This window comes from Vibrio sp. MOR3 (genome assembly GCF_001557775.1).
Taxonomy (GTDB): Bacteria; Pseudomonadota; Gammaproteobacteria; order Enterobacterales; family Vibrionaceae; genus Vibrio; species Vibrio jasicida.
This window is the reverse complement of the sequence record NZ_LNRD01000012.1, coordinates 83,203-105,074: the sequence shown is the minus strand read 5'-3', so window position 1 is coordinate 105,074 and position 21,872 is coordinate 83,203. Positions and strand designations below refer to the sequence as shown.

The window sequence follows — 21,872 nt, the reverse complement described above, 5'->3', positions numbered from 1 at the left end:
GCGCTTATCGTATTTGACTTACCTGGAAAATAGCTCACAAGCTTAACTGTCTATGCATCACCGTTATTGGTTTACAGCTAATTAATGCATTAACTAGAGCTTCAGATAAATACAACCCACTTTCATCATATGCTATGTGAGAAGTGCTATCTGATGACTGCCCTTTCGGAACAGCTTGAATGAATTCATACCCATAATTTTCTTTTGATGAGACACTCACCATTGCGTGATGTGACTCAAATACTTCATCTAGGTCCAAATCATCACTTACATATAGCCCTGGGTATATTGTAAAGTCGAAAAGAAGGTCTGGAGTTTTAAGTAAGCTATCTACTTTTACATTATGTGAGAAAAGCTCGGACCCTAAGTATGTTTGTTTTTTCCAGTTCATTTACACCACCTTCACTTCATTAAAAGCAACGCCGGTAAAGCCATTGGATTCAAACAATTTCTTTACTCTTTCATTAGCAATGATATGGTCAGGACACTCAGAACAACGAAAGATGTCATGCATAACATTAACTTTACTCAGTTTGTCTTTATCCAAAACTGTTTGAACTAAGCTAGTGTAAGCATCATAGTCATCATCGAATCTTTTAGCTCCGGACTCATTGATGTTCAAAACAGGATAACGAGCAAAGACATTCATAAACCAGTAATCATTGTAAATAGTATCATCTACGTCCACCTCTGCCGGAAGTAACTGAATGCCGCTAATTTGTTGCGATAACAGTTGTTGAACCACTTTTTTATGAGGCAAAAAGTCAATCGCTTTCAACATATCAGACATTTGACGCTGCTCGTAAACTTCATCAACACTTACCTTTATAGGAGTAGTGTAAGCCTTGATATTAGGGCTGTAGATATCATGAACACGATACCAAACCTCTTCTGTAGAAAATGACGCCTCATCTTCTATAAACTTCCACATCATTCGATAATAGTTCATCTATTTACCTATCTTCGTTTTATTAACTCTTGGCAAAGGCGCTACATTACCGCTTATATCACGTAAATCATGACTTGTTCCGCTTAACCTATGAATACATGACCCATGCGTAATCAGTTTTTCTGATTCTTTAAGTTGGTTACGGCATCCTTTGTTACCAGAAAGATAGTCATCTCCCCATTTTTCCGGTCTAGAAATAACCCCTTCTTCAGGCCGTTTGCCGCCTATATTAATATTCATCAACTCGATAATATCTTGAGATATTTCTTCAACTAATTTATGCAGCGTATTCTGGTCACCATTACACGCTTTGCCTGCTTTAATTTTGGCTTCAAGCTTCTTGAGATGGGCTTTCACAGATTGTGTATATGGGTCAGGGTGGTTACTATTGTGAATCTGGACACCTAAATCACAGCCAAGTTCTGGAAGCATAGGCAGTACAGTAATATTGTGCTTTTCATTAAGATCATAACCAACTTGAGGTAAGAACCCAAAAAGGAAGTGGTTATTCTTCATTTCATTAACTGTAATAATGTGATGCGCAGCAAGAATACCGCTTGGTGCGCTCTTTCCATATGCCTCAGTCCCTTTAATATGACGTGGTCGAGTGTAGGAACCATTCTGTTTGTCATAGACCAACCTGTACCAAGGGTGGTTATATTGACTGCCATACCCTAAGAATTTCCACGGATTATGCTTTCGTTCTTCAGTTGTGGCATTTTTAAAATTTCCACCTCTTTTTGTATACCCATAGTTTGGGTGGCCTTTTTCATAGAGCTCTCCCTGATAGCCTTTCTCTGCACTACAGTACTCGTCGCCCTCATTGGCCGTCTTCTTGCTTTTCTTCTTACCACGCTTTTTGTCTATAGGACGAATAGGCTTTCCACACAGTGAACATTTCCCACGCTCCAGTTTAGTCTCATCGTCTTCAGGCTTCTCTTTATGGTTATTTTTCGAATGCTTTTTGCCTGCAACCACATCATTCAGAACTTGCACTAAACGCTCTATGACTTTCCCTGACGATCTCGCTGTCGTTGCACCTGTCAATAAGACAGCCATTGCGGGGCCACCGACACCGCCAGCGGCAGTACCGGCCGCAGTACCACCAACTACTATCGCTCCATCAATACCCTTTTGAGTCGCTAGGGATAGGCTATATTTCACCGCTTCATCTGCAGGTAATGCTTCCAGATAGAGCTGAGGAATAGTTAGCAGATATTCTCTAATTTCCTGATCAGAAATGATTAGAAGTAGCCGCTCCATTGCCTCAGTCGCTTCTTGTAAGTACAACGCTCCCCTATCAACCTTTTTTAGCGCCTCTTCTAGCTCATCGATATCACCAGTCGTAATAGCATAAATTAATACGCTGAGGTCAATATCTAGCGCATCTAGGTAATCGCCAATCTCGCCAAAGTCAGGCACATAGTTTGTTACACCATCTCCCACACCTTCGATAGATGATTTAGCAAGTTCCCAAAAGTATTCTGTCGTCGACGCATTGTCTAACTCGGCTTTTCTTGCTCGAAGTTCGTTTAATTCTTCTTCAGTTTGTGCCTTTAGCTCTTCAAGTAACTCTTTCTGAGGGCTTGGTTGGGTAGCATTGTAAGCAATGGTTTCTTTTACAAGATAATCGGCATACTTTTGAACTTCCTCTTTTAGCACGTCTAACTGTGCCGGACGATCCGCTTCAGCTTTGGCTGCTTTATCTGGGTCACCGAACTCAATTTTCGGTACTTCGTGCTGAGGAACCCCATAAACACTTGCGACCCCTTTACCATTAAGTAGGCCTTCAAAGACCTCACCACTACTGTAAGTGAGTTTATAAGGTACATTCGATACTGGTGTTTTTTCTTTGTCGTCGTAACACAACTCCAATGCAAACGGTACTGGTAGTGTTCTTTCTGCGTGTACAACATCTGATACTTTTTCGGACTGAGTCGTTTGTCCATTAGAAAAGTTATTCACGACTTTTGGCTTTGCACCGTTAGAAATCAGTTTTGAACTTTTCTCTTGCAGCTTCTCCATACCTGAAGTGGTGATATCTGGTAGTTTTGCTTTTACTCCGTTGGCACTTTTTGCTTGAACCTGCAACGTTTCGTAAGCAACTTGATACCCCTTCATCGAAGCGTATTTTGACAGAGTATCAAATCGTTGAACAACTTTGCTCAGTATGGTATCAAGCTGCCCAGAGATTAACTTTGTCCAGTTACTCCAGTTTAATTCTTTTAAATACTTTTCTGAATCACCGTAACCTTGCTGCCTCAACAGAGCCAGTATATTGTTGTGCGATTCATCTTCATGTATGGAATGTAATAAGTTAAGCGTTACACCGTTTTTATCAATGATTGGTGCGACTTGAGCTATCAATTCGTTTGCTACTGCAGAATAATCATCGTTTGTTCCAAATAGTAGCGCGATATTTTGCGAGATATCATTCGCTTCTTTCTCTGTTAACTCATACTCAAAATGCGCTCTTGCTTCCGTTGCTAACAGTGAGATAAAGTCTTTATCTGAACCTAAGTTTTCATCAAAAACACCCCAAGTACTACGGACGCTGTCGACACTTCTAGGCTCCCAAAACGGGAGTTTTTCTTTTGCACAATGGGCAAAAAGCGCGTCATCGCTCCACTCATATTTATGTCCATTTAAGCCACGAGATGTTTTAGCTTCATATTTTCTTGAATCTTCCTCGTAGACGACATAGCACTCACCTGGGGGTAAAGAGGACACACTACTGCGCCCATTAGAATCAAGTATTCCACTTCCTATTTCAGCATTATTCCCGTCAAAAACCTTAAACTTCGCATTAGCAAGAGGTTCTCCATCAGGATAGCGGCACTCTATATCCAGCGTATACGTCCCTTCCTGCTCTTCCGTAACAGAAACCGATGGGTTTTGTGCGCCACTAATACACATGGTGTTGGCTTTGTTCATGGTCATTTGATCGGACAGGCGACATACGCCCTTGCCTTCAAACTTAACCGTTGGTGAGGCTGAAATGAATTTTGCTTCGGCTTCTATCGTGCCGGATGCGACGCCTTTTTTATCGCCGCCCGCATCACCGGTACTTTTTGAGAATGTACTGCCTTTGATTGCGACACTGTTGCCGCCATCCATAGAGATAGTCGTAGTGCCACCAGCAAGGTCTGCTGATTTAGCATTGTTGCCATAAGGGATAGGAACGATCGGCTTGCCGACCTTCGTTAAACAAACATCTGGGAGCGTTGCATTCGCTTCACCACCTGAGCCTTTATGAACTACCGAAAGTCCATTTGCACCAACTGTTACGCCCATAACCAATCCATTTGAATTTTGTTGATTGAATAATAAAAGAGATCGCATATTGCAATCTCTCTAAATAACTAGTGAATTCCACTAAATCGCCAGTGATATTCACGATAAAGTTTAAAACTGGCAGAAGATCTCAATTTGAGATCTTCTGGTTATTGATACATTTCCAACAACTTTTGAAACTTAAGGTCGATCACCATGTAGGTCGCGACATACATGACCGCAAAGGTGATCGCGCTCACCCCTAAAATCAGTTTGGGTGAAATCACCCTTTTTAAGGGCTTCTTAAGGTATTTGGCTTTAAGGTTGACTAAAGATACTTTCTCTTGCTCGGCTAAACGTTCATCACGCACGAGTCGATAGATAGTGCTGCCGATTTCCGCGAGTTTTTCGTTGCCTCGCTCTTCGCGTCCGTACTTACCTTGGAAGCCAAGTTGAAGCAGTAAATAGAGGAACTCGATGACGTGTCGGTACTTGCGAGGGTCTGCTTTTAAGCGCTCCAAAATCACGAAGAACTTGTCACCACCAGAGGTCTCATTATGAAACTCTGACAACAAACTGTTCTGGCTCCAATGACTGTTTGCTCCCCACTCCTGACGACAGACAGACTCATCTATTGCTGCGCACAAGCAGTAGCGGATAACCAAAATGGATGCGCGATCCAATTCCATTTCGTTGAGCTTACGTTCGCCCTTTCTGATCTCACGAGCCACCTGTTCACGAAACGGCATTGGGTCATCTAGCCATGGAATCGACGACATACAAGACAGACTCGCGATCAACCAAGAGAATTGGTCGACTAACGGGTTGATACCCATACTCTCGATGTTGAGGTCTTGAACGGCGATATTGCGCGACAAATCAGGCGCTGGCATCACCTCCATCGGTTTGCCAGGCTCTGGTTGAAATAGAACGACGGTTACATCGGTTTCTGCATAACTCATAGACGTACTGCCCAAAGTTGCAATGACAAGTTAGCGAAATCACCCGCGACATGAATCGCAATCGCCGCTGTGTTTTTCAGTGCTGACCACTCTTCGCCCGTCTTATCGAGTTCGAAATAGGTGTAACCCGCATGGTAAGGCAGCGCACGAGGTACAACTGGCATTGGTTTGATCTCGATACCTGGTAATTGCAGGTTAATCAGATCACGAATATTATCGATAGAACCGATCTTCGTTTGGCTAACAAACTGGGTATGTAAGATATCCAGCGTAACATCGGCTTTAACGGCAAGAATAAAGGTCGTAGTATCGATGATCTTGCTGTCTGGGATTGCTGCTGTTCGAATGCCGTAATTCTGATCTTTTAGTGTCAGTGGCATTGCTCGTTGCTCAGACATCACACTTAACGTCATCTTCGCACTATCAAGTGCACGTGATAGACAACTGGTTAAGTCACCATGATTGTATTTAGTAAACTCAATTGGTCGACGCGTTGCTGAACAAAGCGTTGAAAGCTCACCTTCCGCTTGAAGGAGAATTCGATACAGAGATTCTGGGTGGACCCCTTCTGCACTCGCAAAGTGCCAAAATAACGGCTCGTATCGGTTAAGCGCTTGGAGCAGCATAAAATCAGAAACTGAGGATACGCCTTGCTGGTCGACAACACCTAAACGCTGAACGATAGACTCTGCGCGGTGTTTCAACATAGAAGCAAATTCAGTCGCGAACTTGTTCAGTACGGTTGAAGCATGAATATCAATACAAGTCGGAATAAAGCTCTCATCTAAGATAACACTGCCATCTGGCTTTACTTCTGAAATTTTTAGGACCGGAATCGATGTGTATGCGCTCTTGTCTTCATGGTCATACATCAAACAGAAGTTAAGCTTACCAACTACGATGTTTGCCATGTCTTCTGAATCATAACAAGCGTCAACCGCTTCTTGAGATTCCATCGTGTAACGCGCGCCGTCTTTCTTCGTTCCGAACAGTTCAGAACGTTCTGACGGTAATGGGCAACAGAGATAAACCACTTTGTCGGCAATCGAAGGGTCAACGTCTTTCACTTCTGGCAATTCTGCCAACAGTGGCAAATCAAAAGGCGTTCTGTCTTGCAAAATACCTTCTGCCCGAGTGATGCCAATCTTACCCAGCGCAAGTAACTGCGAGTTAATTTCTAAACGCTTAATGCCCCAATGCAGGGGCGAGGCGTTTGAACTCAACATACTAGAAAGTTTACTTTGTGAACGATCAAGCTGTTGAAAGTGCTGCGGCTTCATGAACATTCCATCTTGCCAAACAACTGGATTGTATAAAGACATGCTTTTATTCCTTAAAAGTAAACTTGTTCAATGCCGCGAGTATTATCAGAAATCAACTCACTGCCTTCTAACTTGAGCTTCAGGTAGTACTCGCTCTTCTCTTCAATGACTTCCACTTTTCGCCATGACGATCCATCAATATCACGGAAAGCGACCGAGAAGCCGACAGCGCGTGTAGCTGGATCAAGCGTTAACATCTCATGGATTTTGTCGCCTGGCTGGATTTGATATTCGTAACGCTTGATGTATTCGTCACCTAATGACGCTTTATCGTTCTCAAACAATGCAAAAAAGTCTAGGCTACGGAAAAGTACTGGTGAACTTAGCTCATGAACGCGAAGGATAACTGGCGATGATTGGCCTCCCTCACGTACGTTTAAAACCGACGACGCCTCTATCACTAACTCAATAGAAGAAGTTTCTGGCGTGATGCCTGTTGATTCTTTTAACTGATCCCACATGGAACATCCGGATAGCAATGCAAATCCGAGTAATACAGCGATACTACGCATGGCTTCCCTTAATCGCTTTGTTGTAGTTCTTTTTAATAAGACCTTTCAACGATGTTTCGTTGAACTGACGACGGTTCTTCGCGTAAAACTCCAAATACTCGCCCCAGAGCTTAGATTTAGTTGCAAACATCGATTTGCTTGCTACATCATTTGCAAACGTGACAGGGTCATTCGTTTCTGATTGTTCAATCAACAACTCATTGAGCGCTTTATTAAAAATAATTTGATGATCATTAAGTTCATCAAGCATCTGTTCGACTAGTTCGTTTGGCGCGAGTAAATTCTGGCTATTTAACGTCAACATGAGCTCGGCAAGATTCGACTCTGCTTGGCTAAGCCCTTCCTCTTCTTTCAAAGATTCCACTTCGTGAAGGTCTTTTTGCAAGTTATCGATACACAAGCGTAAGCACGTACCCATTTGCTTAAACAACAAGGCTTCATTACTTATCAAGTCGGGGTTGGTGATACCTAACCCTTCGTAGAATGCTTGGCTAATATCATTATGAGTTTCACTTCCAGCCTCATCGAAAGACGTATTCGATACAAAGCCGACTTTTGTTTCTGACGCTGGCTGCTGAGTTTTATCCGTGATTTGTGAAGAAGGGATAAACGCTTGCGTCACCTCTTCCCATTTTTGTCCAACCGGTTCGCTTTTAGGCGCACTCTGTTGATAGGAAGCATCACCGTTCACCTGATGACTTAGCGAACGGTCACTCATCAATGACTCTTCAGCATTAGACGAAGTCTCTTTACGGTAAAAATCGTCTGGAACTCGCTGCGTGTTTGCTTGGGGCTGTGAATCACTCTTGGTTTGAACAGGCGTTGATTCGTTACTTTTGGTGTCTGCACCCAACCAATCTTCAGGGATCAGGTTAGGCAAATCCAATTCGGAATGAATACTGAAACTGTCGTCTACGATTTGACGCGTGTTTTCGATAGAACTAGGTTGTGGTTCCTGATCTTTTTCTTCGTTTCTGATTAAGTGGTCATCATCGCGTTGCATGGAAAACTTGAGGTGTGCAATAGGGTCGTGGCTATCAACATCATCTTGTTTTGTTTCCATGAACAAGTCTTCTAATGCGCCTACTTTTTCTTCCTCTTCGACTACCGCCTCCCCTAAGTTAACAAGCGGGTCGTTAGAAACACGCTCAGGAGCAATATCGGCAGCAATGTCTTGTGAAGCAGTAACGTGCTCTAGCGACACGCCAATTTCGTATTGACCCAGAGAAACAATGTCACCGTCGACAATCGATACTGGTTGGTTTTTCAGTATCTTGTTGCCATTGACCATGGTTCCATTTGTACTGACATCGCTGATGTAATACGTATCACCGTAAACACTAATCAGACAGTGCGTTCCTGAAATAAAGCGATTGTGATCCGCCAAAGGCAAAGTACAACTGGATGCTCGCCCTACTGAGCCGCCACCTTCCGGCATTTCAATATGCTTCGCACCCGTGTATTCCTCTGGGCATTTCGAAATGAATAGGACTAGCTGATGTAAGCGCATTGCTAAACCTTAAAATAGCAGTGAAACAGAGAGTTCAACGCCACCCAATCCATCATTTACAACAGGAAGAATGTAGGAAGCTTGCGGAATGATTTGAACGTGGGCGTCAGGGTTGCTACCAAGTTTGATTGCGGTACCTAACGTAACGACAGCGCCAAGTTCAAATTGGTCAATGTCTTCGATGGCTTCATAACGGAAACCATCCTGATCGACTTTCCAACGATTTGAATACTGGGAATACCCCAAAGACAGGCCGGCACCAATGTAAGGGGTAAAAATACTCCAAGAGCTCAGTGCATATTGAGGCACAACGCGAAGCTCGTAATTAGTGACTTCTTCGTAGACGCCATTTGCCGGAGCATCAATGTCTTCTGCGAGATAATTTAGGCCTAGCCACCAACGCCAACGGTTGTTATTTTCGTCGATTGGGCGCGTATGCACCAAGCCATAACGTAAAGCCTCTTGATCGCCGCTAGAACCTTCGTCGTAGTCGTGGCTTTCCATCATAAGCATGTTTACTGATCCACCATATCGTTCCCCTTTCGCTATTGCAAAAGTAGAAAACAGACACATGGCTGAAATCAGCCCCACTTGACTTGGTTTTAGCATTTCGTCCCTCTAGGTAAGCCTTGTAATAATACTTAGAGGCGAAAGATATCAACTCTCTTTTCTTTTTCAATAAGGTAAAAAATAGCGCCATCAAATAAGGTAAAAAGCCTATTAATTAGAACACAATGACTACCAATAATTGCAAAGTGCTAGACGGCTAAATTTACTTATAAACATTTAAAATTAAAAATACAGACCAAATATTAAACACCGAAAAGCGAGGCTAGAATTGTTAATAAAATGATAACCAGCACAAAACATTCTCTCACCAAATTATAAGTAAACCCTATTAAAGTCACCTCTAATAAAGGTAATTTTAAATTAGATAATGTCATATTGATTCCGATTCTTACTCAATCCAATCAGAAAAAAATATGGGTCATGCTTAAAATATTCCCCAATAAAGGTTACTATTGCGACGCACATCACTGTTGCTAATACGTTACAACTCAGCACAACCAACAGAATATGTGAACGAAGATCACACATAGTTAATTTATCCGTTTTTAAATATTATTTATTATTCTATTTCTCACTTTTGCCTATAAAATCCCAGCAAAAAATAGATCATAGCACTACTTTTATACTTTTAATTGTAGAAGGCTAAATTTCTTATACATTCAGTTGGAATTAGACATTATGTTTTTCAGCGACTTCACTAGAAGGCCGATCGATGAAAGTAATCCCAGCGGCTCAAACCCTAATGGCTTAGATGATTTTGACGAAATAAAGCGTCAAATAAATAACCTAAATAAGGTCACTGGACGTGTTTCATGGAAGACGGTTCAAACGCTCTCAAAGAAGATTTTAAGTACACAAGGAAAAGACTTTCGCTGTAGTTGCTACTTTACTGTCGCAGCAACGCACAATGAGGGTCTAAAAGGGCTTGTTGAAGGGTTAAACTCTCTACTCGATTTGTGTGTAGTGTATTGGTATACCGCTTATCCAGAGCATTCGAAAGCTAACGCTCGCATGGGCGCTATCGAATGGATGGTTGAAAACACCGAAAGACGCATCAACAAACATAAAGTAAGGCAAGAAGAGTTACCTCTAATTGAGGCTGCTCATCAGCTTTGTTTAAGGATTGAAGAAGAGCTTCGCCTTCACTATGGCATTAAAGCGCCTTCGTTTGGTCGTATTCGTCGTATTTTGAATCAATGGATTGAAGAGCTTAAAGAAAAAAAAGCAAAAGAAACCAAAACGATAGAAGCAAAACAGGCGAAACCCGACAGTACAGGCATAAAGGTTGAAATCGCACCACCAGCAAAACCATCAGTAACCAAAACTCAATCCCAAAAGGGCGAAGAGAAAGACGTTGAGAGCTCTAAGTCAAGCAAGGTGATGGTTTACTCGATAATCGGTTTAATGGTGACGGCTTTTGCGTCGCACTTCATTTACAAGCAGCACCAGTACCAAACACTTAAAGGCCAGATTGAACATGCCTCTTTGAGCGAACTCACCACCTTGGTTGATTCACTAAGCGTTAAAAACAAGGAATATCTTACTTCTTTAAGGTCGCCGACGGTCGATCGTCTCGACGTTCTAATGACAGATTGGACGATTGATCCAGTCAAAGTTAGTAAGGTAAATACGATAGATAAGCTCACCAGTGAGTTAACGATACTTTATCCAGATTCGTCATCTGCACAGCAACTTCGAGAGAATTTTTTAGAGCAACGTTCTCGTTTCGAGGCTGAATTCGATGTCATATACAAACGGTTTGCCTATGCTAGGACCGTATTTGCCAATGTCGCAAAGCAGAACTCAGATAAAGATTCAAAGAAAGCGTATGAGTACAGTAATTCACTTTTTCCGCTTCTTGGTCGAATTGAATACGCAGAAAAGAACACCCAGCAAAAGGAAATTGATCGCTCACTCCTTTTACTGAACACCTACCTATATAAGATAAACCAGTTACAAACTGCGGAAACCGACAACAAATAACAATACAAGTAAAAGAAGTTATAGGCTTATGTTCAAACAAAAAATACTCAGAAACCCGATCGTGGTTTCGACCTTTGTGGCACTGTTATTTGCCGCAATACTGGCTGGGGTGTATTTATTCTGGCTTGAAGACGCAGACAAACTTTATCTCTGGGTTGGTCTTGGTGTTATTGCCACTTTCTACCTTATTTTTCAATTCACTTTGTGGTTTAAGAAAAAGAATAACGCTAAGGCTCAACGCCTAGAAACAGAGGAAGAAGCGCTTTCCATGGTGATTCGCCCTCTCCTTTCTAACGCGGGTAAAAAACCAATCTATCTAATGATTGGTAATAAAGGGTCTGGACGACGTCAATTTTTGTTTAATTCCAGTGCAATTAAACCAATGGACAGGACACGCACGGCCAAAAATGACTTCTTCGAATGGTATGAGTCTGACGGTGCGGTGTACATCAAACCTGATCAACGTTTAGTTTTCCAAGAAGTGTCGAGTAGCGATGCTTCACTGTGGAATACGTTCACTAACGAAGTGATTCGTCATCGTCCTAGAAAACCTTTTGCTGGTTGTCTGTTCTTTATCGACTTTGAGTTCCTGATTGTTTCAGAGCCAGAGCAAAAAGATTACACCATGACAGCATTACTCCAACGTATGACATCAATCAGTGAGAAAACATCCTCTGCACTGCCAGTGTATTTGATGATGTCTAAACTGGATAAACTGGATGGCTTTAAAGAGTACGTTCATTTCAGTTCACTAAAAACGCGTGTTGAGTTCCTTTCTATACCGTTGAAAGAAGCAAAAGGTGTGATCACTGAGTACTACAAAGACGGTTACCGTAACCTTGTTAAAGTGCTGGAAAGTAACGCTCTGGATTCTTCGGCAAACTCAACTGAAATCGACGAAAAACAGGCAATCCTTTCTTTTCCTAAACAGTTTGAACTGGCTCAGTCTGAGGTTAGTTACATCTTAGAGCGCCTCTGTGAATCGAACAGTGGTGTTTACTCGTTAGACATCCGTGAAATCTTTTTCTACTCAAGCTTACAAGGCGGTCGTAAATACAATCTGCTGGCGAAGAGTTGCAGCAACTACTTCAACTTACCGATCATTGCCTCTGAGCATACTCAGCTAACAGAAACTCCTTACTTCTCAAGGTTCCTGATTGATTCTCAGATCCTTCCTGAGAGCGATTTTGCGGGTGAGAACAAAACCTACCTACGTTTGATTCAACGACAAAGTCATCTTGCGATGTTTGTGTCTGTTGTCATTCTTGCTGGCGGTGGCTATTTCTTCGTTAAAACACTCGACAGTAACTTACGAGTGATTAACCAGTTGCTTGGTATCGATGACACCGCGCAAGCAGAGCAAGAAGCAAGTTTTAATCAACTGTTAGTCAATGCGACTCGTGCGATTCAGCCGTCTTACAGTGCTTGGTTAGAAGGCTCAAAAGAGCTAGATAACGAAGTTCTACCACTGAACATCAGCCGTTTAGATAAAAGCACCAAGATTGCTTACGAGGCACTACTAAAAGAAGTGGCTCAACAACTGATGCCCGTTGTAGAAAAAGGTTACCGCCTACAACTAACTCATAACCAAGATGACTTTAGCCGCTCACTGCCTTTGCTAAAAGGCTACTTGATGCTAAATGACCCGTCTAAACGCGACATTCAATTCTTGCGTCATCAAACATTGGCCATGATGAATGAGCTAAGCAGTCAACCTGATGTAGTAAACCAGGCGATGCGCTATCTAGATGCCTACTTCCGTACTCAGTTTGCTCCTGTCGACATCAGCATGGACATCGTTCGCGCAACTCGACGCTCTTTACTTGCAAACTCAAACGTAGACTTGGTTTACGCTGGCATTTTGAATCAAGCGGATGCCATCGACCTCGGTACGCTTGATCTTCAACGAGCGGTAGGCTTTGAGTTTAACAATGTGTTCAACGAGCCATTAGCCGACAACCGTCTTATCATCGACAAAATCTACACGTCTACTGGTTTTAGCACCTTCTACCGTCCTCGTGTAGATCTAATGTCGCAGCAAGTCATCACTGACAACTGGGTACTTGGCCTTTCAAACCATGTTATCCCAACGAAGACAGAGCAAGATGATTTCAAGACGCAAGTACGTAAGAAATACACAGACGATTACATCAACTACTGGCGAAATGCACTGAGTGAACTCAAGGTTCAGCATTACAACAACGTTGGGGATCTGACAAACGCGATTGACCTTATTTCAGGCCCTTCATCACCGATGACAACCGTGTTGAAACAAGTGTATGCCAACACACAGTTCTCACCAGTTGGAGAGAAAAACGCACTGATTTCACAAGTTAACCCTAAGTTGTTAGAAGTTGCTGATTCTGCTTCGGAAGCGGTTGAAGAAGCAGTGAAACCAGATTACTTGCTTATGAAGCGTGTAGAACAAGCGTTCCACCTGCTCAACCAATTGCAAGTCAGTGAAACACCGAACTCCCCTACTCCATGGGATGAGACCATTGCCGCATTGAGCCGCGTTCGTACTTACATGAAAGACATTGCTGACGCGCCAGACCCACAAATGGCCGCACTAGCAGCGGCTCAACACCGCATGAACAGCACGGAAGCCGATCCGCTTATCAAACTTAAGCAGATTGCTCAAAAATCACCAGAGCCTGTACGCAGTTGGTTGTTGGATGTTGTCCAACAAAGTTGGTCAGTGATGATTGCAGAATCTTCAAAAGGCATTCAAACCCAATGGTATAGCGAGATTTACACCAAGTTTAAGGAGCTAGGGCTTGGTAAATATCCATTTGATCTTACCGCAACAGAAGAAATTTCAATCGAAGATTTCGAATTGCTGTTTGCATCAGGTGGTTTGTTAGACACCTTTATTCAGAAAAACTTTGCGCCGTTTTACGACACAAACTTATGGACACCAAAGCAGGTAGATGGTGAAACCATGCCTCTGTCACCTGCCCTACTGGTGCAATTGCGTAATTACAATGTGATCCGAGATACATTGATTAATAAGAGCACAAACCGAGTTTATATTCCGTTTAGCGCCAAAGTATTAGACCTTGATTCTAGTGCGATCAGAGCCAGCTTGAAAATCGCTGACACTGACATTAACTACTATCACGGTCCGAGCCGAATTCGTGAGATGGAGTGGCCACCGCAGAATGGTGACTTCAATATTAGTATCACGATACAAGATGTAACCGACGAGGGTAAGCAGCACGTTCTAAATAAGAGTGGTCAGTGGGCGATATACAGATTGCTAGGTGATTCGACCCTGACAAACACTCATAACGGTAGCTTCGTCAGTGACATAAAAGTGTCAGGAAGGGATTTGAGCCTACGTATCACCCCATTGACACAGAAAAACCCATTCACTCTGGCTGAGCTGTATAACTTTACACTTCCAGAGTCGATTTAATAACAATATAAAAACCAGAATAGGCAGAACACATGATTTCTAACATGACTTTACAAGGCTTAGATAAGTTGGATCGCAAAATCCTTTCCAGTCTGTTATCAAACGGACGCGAATCAATTGCGAACCTATCTAGAAACATCGGTTTGTCACGTACTGCTGTTGCAGAAAGAATTAACAGGTTAGAAAAGACGGGGATCATCAAGGGCTATACCGCTCAGATCCGAGTAGAGAACGAAGGTCGAAAGGCGGCAAGTTACCTGCTCATCTCTTGCGAAAAAGGCAAAAAAAATGAAGTAACAAGTGCCTTAAAAGAGATTCCTGAAGTTCGTTTAACCAGTGTTGTTGGTGGTAGCTTCGACATTATTGCTCTTATCGAAGCGCCAGACCTTCAATCAATCCACCACTTGTGTAACGAGATTGAATCATTCAGTGGGATTCAAAAACTTGATACAACGGTGGTTCTGCACCAGCCAATCAGTCGCTAGGCTGAGTTATTTGCTTAATAAGTAAAATAGCTCTCAAACGAAAAAGCCGCTCAATTGAGCGGCTTTCTTATATGCTTCCAATCACGCGAATCTTGGCGTCTTTATCACTAGGGTTACCAAGCCAAAAGCTTTGTCCCAGGCTGTTCCCTTCACCTTGACCGAGATTGTTTTCTGGTATTGAGTCTAAGTTAACCGTTAGCTTGAGGTCCCAAGACATTGGATCTCGCAAAATAAACCGCATCAGTCCCACCAGTGTATTGTGCAACTCGCCATCATAAGAGAACTTTCTAAACGTCTCAAAATCAATGTTATCGATACAAAGGTTAAACTTACCGTTCAAATCCGAAATGCTTTGCCCTAAGTGCAAACTATGACCTAGCACACAGTTTGCTCGGTTTAGTTTATTACGTTGGCATTCTGCAATCTCTACTCGACGATGAACCCACTCCTCGATACGGACATTAGGCAAAGAAAAGTAGTGGGCAACAATACCGGAGATAAGCTTAGGCGAGCGCGTACGTGTTGAGAGTTGGTTGACGTAAGAGAGAATTTTCGCTCTATCCAACTCCGCAACATCGCAATCTTGCATGACACCAGACAAACCAGCTAAATGTAGAATACGTCCTGAGAACGCATCACTTGCACCGCTCTGGTACTGGACGTGATACCGGTATTTCTTCCAGACGCGGTACAGCAAGCTAGTGTAGCGGTTGTGGAAGAAGTCGAAAAAGTCTTTAACTGGGTTGTCTTCTGGGTCGCGGCCTGCAAGTTTTTCAGTATAAGACGCAGGCAGTGGTGAACTTGAACCATGTAAGCCGAGAAAATTCGTCTCTACGCGCGAGTATTGCTGTCCATTTCTTTCCATGTGAGCGATAAAGTCCATATCGCTCTTGGGAAATGACAAATTTGGTGAAACACTAAACTCAATACGCTCTTGATGAAAATACTTGTTTTCACCCACGGCGACAAAGTCAGTTTCTGGTTGCAGTTGGTAATGCTTCTCCAACAACAAAACCGCTTGGTAGAAGCTAAACTCATTCGACTTATCAGAGAGTTTATTAATCATAGAATCGTCTGCTGTCCAATTAGGCTCGTCCAGTTATAGACTTCACCGCTGGCTTCATCAAAAACTTCCAGCTCTGTAAACGAGTTCACACTGGAATACAGTCGTATGAATTCGTTCAATACGTTCGCCATTAAGAACATATCCCCCTCGTTCACAAAGAACTTCGAATTCGTTACGAGCTTAAACTGATTGCCTCTTACTGATACGCCGCGGAACACACGATCAATCGGTTTCATTTCAGAAGAGATAATGCCGTCGAGTCGGTGAATCGACGCTCGGTGTGCTTGTCGGTCAACACGAGAGTGGAAATCATACGTAGACAAAAGCACTTTAAGTACATCGATATTTGCCAACGACAAATAGTTCAGTGACATATTAGCGATAAGTTGCCATTGAAGCTCACCGTTCACTTGCGGGCTGACTGACTGTGTTGGTTTAGTGATGTTTTTAAACGTCGCATACGTCGGCGATTTATGGGTGGCATAGGTTATATCCCCAACAGACAGGCGCTCAGCTAAGTCTGCATTGCTGCATTGCAGCTTCATCAGGACCGTTTCGGTTCCCAAATCGGCAATGTCGCCATTGTGCGTATGGAATGAGATATAACGCTCAAGGCCACGACCGCTCACTCGTTCGCCTACTTTAGATTTGTAGAACTCACGCTTGTCTCGTTGGTTGATTTGGTGCTCAAACGATTCGAATTCAATTAATGGTTTACGACGACGTTCATCCTTGCTCCAGCTTTCTACCTGTTCAATAGCATACACCTCGTAGTGTTCTTGGCTGTTGCTTTGAGGACGAACTTTGTATTCATTTCGGCGATGCTCTAAACGAATCGGATCACCATCTTTCTCGAACAAGTTAACGGCTGGCGTACAATGCAATCTTAAGTGCTTATCTTTCAAAACCACTTCAGAAGGTAAAGCACGCTTAAAATGGAACTTCACCTTGACTGTACTGCGCTGTGGAATGCCTTTTAGCCACTCTAGACCTTTGATGTCAAAAAACATGAACTTGTCTGGAAGAGAGAAGAATTCTTGCAGTAAGCGATAACCGGCAAACGAGTTTTTGCTGTAAGGCAACAGCGCTTCATCTTCTTCATGCCCAACTGGCACGACATATTCAGGGCCAAGGCGATGTTTGTAGCCACCACCAACATCCAGCTCAACGTAATCTAAATAGCGGAATAACCAAAGAAAAACGGTGCGCGTAATATGAATTTCACCATGAAGGTGAAGACGTAACGTATCTAAACCAATGCGCGAAAGTTCCAAACCATGCTCTGTTGATAACGTTACATCAATCGAAGAGCTTGTGCGGCTGTTGGTTTGTTCAATATTGGTCAGCGTAATCGGGTAAAGGTTGACGTCATAACATGTACGGAATAAACACTGCGTTCCCTCTACCTGCTCGCTCGCCATTTCTGCGCCACGTTTTACCACGGTTTTCTCAGTGACACTACCAGTGTGAGGTTTGAGTTCACTGATGCACAGAGAAGGAATAGAACGCATATAGTGCGGCCACAGCAACGTCATAAGAGATTGCGTCAGCTCTGGCAACTCATCATCAATCTTTTCGCGAATTCGCCCCGTTAAAAAAGCAAAACCTTCCAGTAGCCGCTCAACGTCTGGATCGAAAGTGCCTTCTGAGAGGAAGTGCGTTAACTTGGGGTGATATTTGGCAAACTCACTACCCGATTCGCGCAAATACGTGAGTTCATCTTGGAAGTATTTACTGTTACTCAAGTGGCACCTACTAAACGTTAAATTGGCCGTCAGTTCCCATGTAGACGTCAATAGACATTGGGACTTTACCGCCGTTATGGGAAACCTCACCTCGAATACCAAACCCAAGCTGTAAAGGATTGTGGTGGTCTTCTCGGTAATGAACCTCGACATTCAGCAATCGCGGTTCAAAGCGTTCTATGGTTGAAGTGATGTTGTTTTGAATGTGGCGAACGAGGTTCGTATTGTTGGAGAGTACGTCGTTAAAGTCAGGTAAGCCGTATTCACTATCTATCATCGCATTGCCCGAATGCGTGTTGAGCAAATCCGCCAAATGCGAGTGAATGGATTCGATTAAATGACGATGAGAAACGACTTTCTCGTAGCAGTTTTTAGGCTCACCAAGCTCGATGCGCTCTAAAAGACGATAACCTTTTTCCATATCCGGTCCTACGAAAAAAGCAGCCAGTCTTCACTGGCTGCTTGATATTATCAGCAATGGGTTATTGGTCTAGCTTGCCAACTAGTGACAAGTCAAAGCTTGCGCCCATGTACTTAAAGTGAGGACGTACAGACATTGATACTTTGTACCAACCTGGATCGCCTTCTACGTCTGATACCTCAACCTTCGCAGCACGTAGTGGACGACGACCACGTACTTCTGCTGGCGGGTTTTCCTGATCAGATACGTACTGACGAATCCACTTGTTCAATTCGATTTCTAGGTCAGAACGCTCTTTCCAAGAACCGATTTGCTCACGCTGTAGCACTTTGATGTAGTGTGCTAGACGGTTGATGATGAACATGTAAGGCAACTGTGTGCCCAACTTGTAGTTCATCTCTGCTTGCTTACCTTCTGGCGTATTCGCAAACACTTTTGGTTTTTGAATAGAGTTCGCCGAGAAGAATGCCGCGTTGTCAGAACCTTTACGCATCGTTAGCGCAATAAAGCCCTCTTCTGCCAGTTCATATTCACGACGGTCAGAAACAAGAATCTCAGTTGGGATCTTAGTTTCGATTTGACCCATCGCTTCAAAGTTGTAAACCGGTAGATCTTGAACCGCACCACCACTTTGAGGACCAATGATGTTTGGACACCAGCGGTATTTAGCGAAAGATTCGCTGATCTTAGACGCCATAGCGTACGCTGAGTTACCCCATAGGTAGTTGTCGTGGCTGTCTGTTACTTGCTCGTCGTAATCAAATGCTTTGATTGGGTTATCTTCTACCGAGTAAGGCGTACGAAGCATGAAGCGAGACGTACACAGACCTAGGTAACGTGCGTCTTCGTGCTCGCGCAGGCCACGCCATTTCGTGTATTGTGGGCCTTCAAATACAGACTTAAGGTCTTTTAGGTTTGGTAGCTCTTCGTAGCTGTCTAGGCCGAAGAACTTAGAAGATGCAGACGTGATGAACGGTGCGTGAGACATTGCTCCCACATTCGCCATGTATTCCATCAATTTGATGTCTGGAGATGATGCAGACAGGTCGTAGTCACAGATTACCGCGCCAACAGGTTTACCACCAAATTGACCGTATTCACGAGTGTAGATCTGTTTGTATAGACCAGACTTCACCACTTCTGGTGCGTCTTCGAAATCGTCTAGTACTTCATCTTTCTTCGCAGAGATCAGTTCAATCTGAATGTTCTCACGGAAGTCAGTATGGTCAACTAGGTACTTAAGACCACGCCACGTTGATTCGATGGCTTGCACTTCTTCGTTGTGAAGAATGGCATCAACTTGCTTTGACAATTTTTGGTCGATTTCAGAGATCATCAGGTCAACCAAAGATTGATCGACTTTCTCTGTGGTCGAACTGCTTAGTAGCTCACTGATGAATGCTTCTACGCCGCGTTTTGCAACATCAAAACCTTCATCACTTGGCTTTAAACGAGTTTCGTTAAGAATGCTATCCAGAAGTGACCCTGATTCAACTAAGGCTGCTTCTTGTTCTGGCGCTTGTGCTTCTGCAGACATGATATCCCTTACTCTTCTTTCGCTTCTTGGTCGTTGCCAATGCTTAGTTCATCCAACAGTTTCTTTCTCGCTTCTTCATCTTGAAGAACCGATGCGATCTTCTTACGGAACGCAGGAACGTTACCTAGAGGACCTTTCAATGCAACCAAGGCTTCGCGAAGCTCGAGCAGACTATTTAGCTCTGGTACGCTTTTCGCGATCGCTTCAGGAGAGAAGTCCTTCATGTTTTCAAACGTTAGATCAACACCGATTTGCGCACCTTCTTCATCAGAAAGGCGGTTTTCAACGTTTACTCTAACGTTTGGAGACATGCCTTCTAACACTTCGTTAAAGTTGTCTTTGTCGATATTGATTGGCGTACGTTCTTCGATTGGCGTCTCATCTGCACGTGCAGTAAAGTCACCAACCACCATCATGCTCAGCGGCAGTTCAACGTCGTCTTGCGTATCACCAGTTGCTGGAACATAACGGATATTAATTCGCTCTTTAGGAGCCACCGAGCCGTCACGTGACATAATTAGTTCCTTATCTAACTCTGTAATCAGTCATAAATTGCTTTCCACTGTTCATACTTGGCAGGTAAAAGATCCTTGGTTCGGAATAACGGATGGAGTGTTTTTCGAATTAGGTCTTTTAGTTGCAAAGATAAGTGTGGTTCCCAGCTCTCAAGATTAAATTCCTGATGTACGTCCCAACCCTTCTCAAGATACGGCAAGCACAACGGGTATAATCCAACAGACTGGTAAGCTGTTATCAATTGTAAATACAGCAAAAATTGCCCACGTCCCGAGCTATCCAGTTCGAGTTTGCGAGCAAGTTCTGCAGCACGCTCCCCTAGGTTTTCTAGGGTGATATCCTCCATTAGCGACGAATCGTCCTCGGTAATCACCACGGTCTGAATGACCGCTGGCGAGCCCGATGAACCTGCAACTTGAGTCGATAACCAAGCCAAAGTTGCTTCGTCCGCAAATGGTATAGAATTCTTAAATGAAAGGTGTTCAATGCCTTCCAGTGATTCAACGAAACGTCTCACCTCTTGCTTCACCGCCGTTGCGGCATCGTCAAAGCCCAGATTGGTGAGCATTGAATAGACATAGAAGTGGCCCGTCAGCCAAAAAGGCGCATCGGTTAGTGTGCGCTCTAAACGCTTAATCGTATCGATATCACTTTCTTGGTTGGCCTTGTCACGATATTCCGCTTGTTGATCGGAAGAGACCGCTAAACTGAGCGGTGTTTCGTTGTTTTGATGATCGGGTAAGTCATCAATGTCATCCCAAGTCAGATGACGATAAATTCGATAGGCAAGTGGATCGCTCGCGTTGGAATAAAGCATGACCTCCGCAACCTTCTTCAAGGTGCGTTTAGAAGCAGTTGGTGAGGAGAAATCCGTATCAACATCAACCTCCGGCGCCGCGGCTTTTTTGGCCACTTTCGGTTTAGCTGCAACCGATACGCTTTGACTGCTTGATGGTTGCTCCGCTATTGGCCTAGGGGCTTCTTCTGCGTTTTCCGCTTGCACAGATTGAGCGGGCGCACTTTGTTCCGCTGAAGATGTCGTACGCGCCTCGTGAGAGTCCGCTCCAGCTTGTTGCGATAAGATATTCAGCTGGGTACGAATCTCAAAGAAATCCGCCTCTGAATCTTGGAAAACATCATCAAACTGGCGCTGTACGTCTTCAATCGTACTGATACAACGAGAGACAAGCTCCCAAGGTTGTGTACTTTCCGCTAACTTACCACTTACCAGCTTAAACTGATGGTTTAACCACTCAACGGCGCCATCTCTGCCTCGCTTTCTGGTTGGGTAAAGATTCGCACCAAACTTCGTTAACGCCCCATTAAGCAGCTGCAAGCCCTGTTCAAAACCTTGCAAGTCTGACTCTTCTGTAAGTGCACGAATGAGATAACAAATCGCCTTAAGGTCTTTGCTGTGATGTTCAAGAACCTCGGTAGCATGCGTTTTGACGACACCCCATTCCACTGTTTCCCCAAACAAAGAGCCAAACTTCTTCACTTCGGCTTCCATCATTTCGTAGCAAAACTCGTAACGCGCGTCTTCACCGACTGGATTTGCGTCTGAAATTGGCGTAAGCAAGCGTTCAATATCAATCACTGACAT

17 protein-coding genes are annotated in these 21,872 nt (G+C 43.6%); 3 read left to right on the top strand and 14 right to left on the bottom strand.

Annotated elements, in window-relative coordinates:
• Nucleotides 1-34: 34 nt before the first annotated feature.
• From ATB76_RS20070 to ATB76_RS20035, 8 genes are all read right to left on the bottom strand, one after another.
• The gene (locus tag ATB76_RS20070; protein WP_061036016.1) at nt 35-391 is read right to left on the bottom strand and encodes a hypothetical protein; all 357 of its coding nucleotides are present in this window, start codon (nt 389-391) and stop codon (nt 35-37) included.
• Entirely contained in the window at nt 392-949 is a 558-nt protein-coding gene (locus tag ATB76_RS20065) for a DUF1629 domain-containing protein (RefSeq protein ID WP_061036015.1), read from the bottom strand.
• Nucleotides 950-4,243, bottom strand: coding sequence for a PAAR-like domain-containing protein (locus ATB76_RS20060; protein ID WP_061036014.1), 3,294 nt, complete (start codon nt 4,241-4,243; stop codon nt 950-952).
• A gap of 149 nt (nt 4,244-4,392) precedes the next feature.
• Nucleotides 4,393-5,184 carry a type IVB secretion system protein IcmH/DotU gene (gene icmH, locus ATB76_RS20055; protein WP_038867806.1) on the bottom strand — a complete coding sequence of 264 codons (792 nt, stop codon included), beginning with the start codon at nt 5,182-5,184 and terminating at the stop codon, nt 4,393-4,395.
• A complete protein-coding gene (gene tssK / locus ATB76_RS20050; protein WP_061036013.1) occupies nt 5,181-6,506 on the bottom strand; it encodes a type VI secretion system baseplate subunit TssK in 1,326 nt (441 codons plus the stop codon). Before tssK ends, icmH begins: the two co-directional genes overlap by 4 nt.
• Nucleotides 6,507-6,517: 11 nt before the next feature.
• Nucleotides 6,518-7,018, bottom strand: coding sequence for a type VI secretion system lipoprotein TssJ (gene tssJ / locus ATB76_RS20045; RefSeq protein ID WP_081094945.1), 501 nt, complete (start codon nt 7,016-7,018; stop codon nt 6,518-6,520).
• Nucleotides 7,011-8,528: an FHA domain-containing protein gene (locus ATB76_RS20040; protein WP_061036012.1), complete on the bottom strand. Its 1,518-nt coding sequence runs from the start codon at nt 8,526-8,528 to the stop codon at nt 7,011-7,013. The genes tssJ and ATB76_RS20040 overlap by 8 nt, the downstream gene beginning before the upstream one ends.
• Before the next feature lie 9 nt (nt 8,529-8,537).
• Entirely contained in the window at nt 8,538-9,137 is a 600-nt protein-coding gene (locus tag ATB76_RS20035) for a hypothetical protein (RefSeq protein WP_042601590.1), read from the bottom strand.
• A 639-nt stretch (nt 9,138-9,776) separates the two neighbouring features.
• Here ATB76_RS20035 and ATB76_RS20030 point away from each other — a divergent pair.
• The 3 genes from ATB76_RS20030 to ATB76_RS20020 are packed head-to-tail and all read left to right on the top strand — an operon-like array spanning nt 9,777 to nt 14,984.
• Nucleotides 9,777-11,081, top strand: a complete 1,305-nt coding sequence (locus ATB76_RS20030) for a type VI secretion system ImpA family N-terminal domain-containing protein (RefSeq protein ID WP_042601591.1) — start codon at nt 9,777-9,779, stop codon at nt 11,079-11,081.
• Nucleotides 11,082-11,109: 28 nt separating this feature from the next.
• Nucleotides 11,110-14,499 (top strand): type VI secretion system membrane subunit TssM, encoded by a 3,390-nt coding sequence (tssM, locus tag ATB76_RS20025; RefSeq protein WP_061036011.1) that lies wholly within the window; start codon nt 11,110-11,112, stop codon nt 14,497-14,499.
• Between the two features lie 32 nt (nt 14,500-14,531).
• Nucleotides 14,532-14,984 (top strand): Lrp/AsnC family transcriptional regulator, encoded by a 453-nt coding sequence (locus ATB76_RS20020; protein ID WP_009705245.1) that lies wholly within the window; start codon nt 14,532-14,534, stop codon nt 14,982-14,984.
• A 67-nt stretch (nt 14,985-15,051) separates the two neighbouring features.
• Here ATB76_RS20020 and tssG read toward each other — a convergent pair whose 3' ends face one another.
• The 6 genes from tssG to tssA all read right to left on the bottom strand — a co-directional run bounded on the left by tssG (nt 15,052) and on the right by tssA (nt 21,872).
• The gene (gene tssG, locus ATB76_RS20015) at nt 15,052-16,050 is read right to left on the bottom strand and encodes a type VI secretion system baseplate subunit TssG (RefSeq protein ID WP_061036010.1); all 999 of its coding nucleotides are present in this window, start codon (nt 16,048-16,050) and stop codon (nt 15,052-15,054) included.
• Nucleotides 16,047-17,795, bottom strand: a complete 1,749-nt coding sequence (gene tssF, locus ATB76_RS20010; RefSeq protein ID WP_042601595.1) for a type VI secretion system baseplate subunit TssF — start codon at nt 17,793-17,795, stop codon at nt 16,047-16,049. The genes tssG and tssF overlap by 4 nt, the downstream gene beginning before the upstream one ends.
• Nucleotides 17,796-17,805: 10 nt before the next feature.
• Nucleotides 17,806-18,216: a type VI secretion system baseplate subunit TssE gene (tssE, locus tag ATB76_RS20005; RefSeq protein ID WP_038867824.1), complete on the bottom strand. Its 411-nt coding sequence runs from the start codon at nt 18,214-18,216 to the stop codon at nt 17,806-17,808.
• Between the two features lie 61 nt (nt 18,217-18,277).
• Nucleotides 18,278-19,753 (bottom strand): type VI secretion system contractile sheath large subunit, encoded by a 1,476-nt coding sequence (tssC, locus tag ATB76_RS20000; protein ID WP_038878565.1) that lies wholly within the window; start codon nt 19,751-19,753, stop codon nt 18,278-18,280.
• 8 nt (nt 19,754-19,761) lie between these two features.
• Complete coding sequence (gene tssB / locus ATB76_RS19995; protein WP_038867828.1) at nt 19,762-20,268, bottom strand: type VI secretion system contractile sheath small subunit; 507 nt, start codon at nt 20,266-20,268, stop codon at nt 19,762-19,764.
• Between the two features lie 26 nt (nt 20,269-20,294).
• Nucleotides 20,295-21,872: a type VI secretion system protein TssA gene (gene tssA / locus ATB76_RS19990; RefSeq protein WP_061036009.1), complete on the bottom strand. Its 1,578-nt coding sequence runs from the start codon at nt 21,870-21,872 to the stop codon at nt 20,295-20,297.

Coding starts and splice junctions, on each gene's coding strand:
- ATB76_RS20070 (WP_061036016.1), bottom strand. CDS start 391: ATGAACTGGAAAAAACAAACATACTTAGGGTCCGAGCTTTTCTCACAT.
- ATB76_RS20065 (WP_061036015.1), bottom strand. CDS start 949: ATGAACTATTATCGAATGATGTGGAAGTTTATAGAAGATGAGGCGTCA.
- ATB76_RS20060 (WP_061036014.1), bottom strand. CDS start 4,243: ATGGGCGTAACAGTTGGTGCAAATGGACTTTCGGTAGTTCATAAAGGC.
- icmH (WP_038867806.1), bottom strand. CDS start 5,184: ATGAGTTATGCAGAAACCGATGTAACCGTCGTTCTATTTCAACCAGAG.
- tssK (WP_061036013.1), bottom strand. CDS start 6,506: ATGTCTTTATACAATCCAGTTGTTTGGCAAGATGGAATGTTCATGAAG.
- tssJ (WP_081094945.1), bottom strand. CDS start 7,018: ATGCGTAGTATCGCTGTATTACTCGGATTTGCATTGCTATCCGGATGT.
- ATB76_RS20040 (WP_061036012.1), bottom strand. CDS start 8,528: ATGCGCTTACATCAGCTAGTCCTATTCATTTCGAAATGCCCAGAGGAA.
- ATB76_RS20035 (WP_042601590.1), bottom strand. CDS start 9,137: ATGCTAAAACCAAGTCAAGTGGGGCTGATTTCAGCCATGTGTCTGTTT.
- ATB76_RS20030 (WP_042601591.1), top strand. CDS start 9,777: ATGTTTTTCAGCGACTTCACTAGAAGGCCGATCGATGAAAGTAATCCC.
- tssM (WP_061036011.1), top strand. CDS start 11,110: ATGTTCAAACAAAAAATACTCAGAAACCCGATCGTGGTTTCGACCTTT.
- ATB76_RS20020 (WP_009705245.1), top strand. CDS start 14,532: ATGATTTCTAACATGACTTTACAAGGCTTAGATAAGTTGGATCGCAAA.
- tssG (WP_061036010.1), bottom strand. CDS start 16,050: ATGATTAATAAACTCTCTGATAAGTCGAATGAGTTTAGCTTCTACCAA.
- tssE (WP_038867824.1), bottom strand. CDS start 18,216: ATGGAAAAAGGTTATCGTCTTTTAGAGCGCATCGAGCTTGGTGAGCCT.
- tssC (WP_038878565.1), bottom strand. CDS start 19,753: ATGTCTGCAGAAGCACAAGCGCCAGAACAAGAAGCAGCCTTAGTTGAA.
- tssB (WP_038867828.1), bottom strand. CDS start 20,268: ATGTCACGTGACGGCTCGGTGGCTCCTAAAGAGCGAATTAATATCCGT.
- tssA (WP_061036009.1), bottom strand. CDS start 21,872: ATGTCAGTGATTGATATTGAACGCTTGCTTACGCCAATTTCAGACGCA.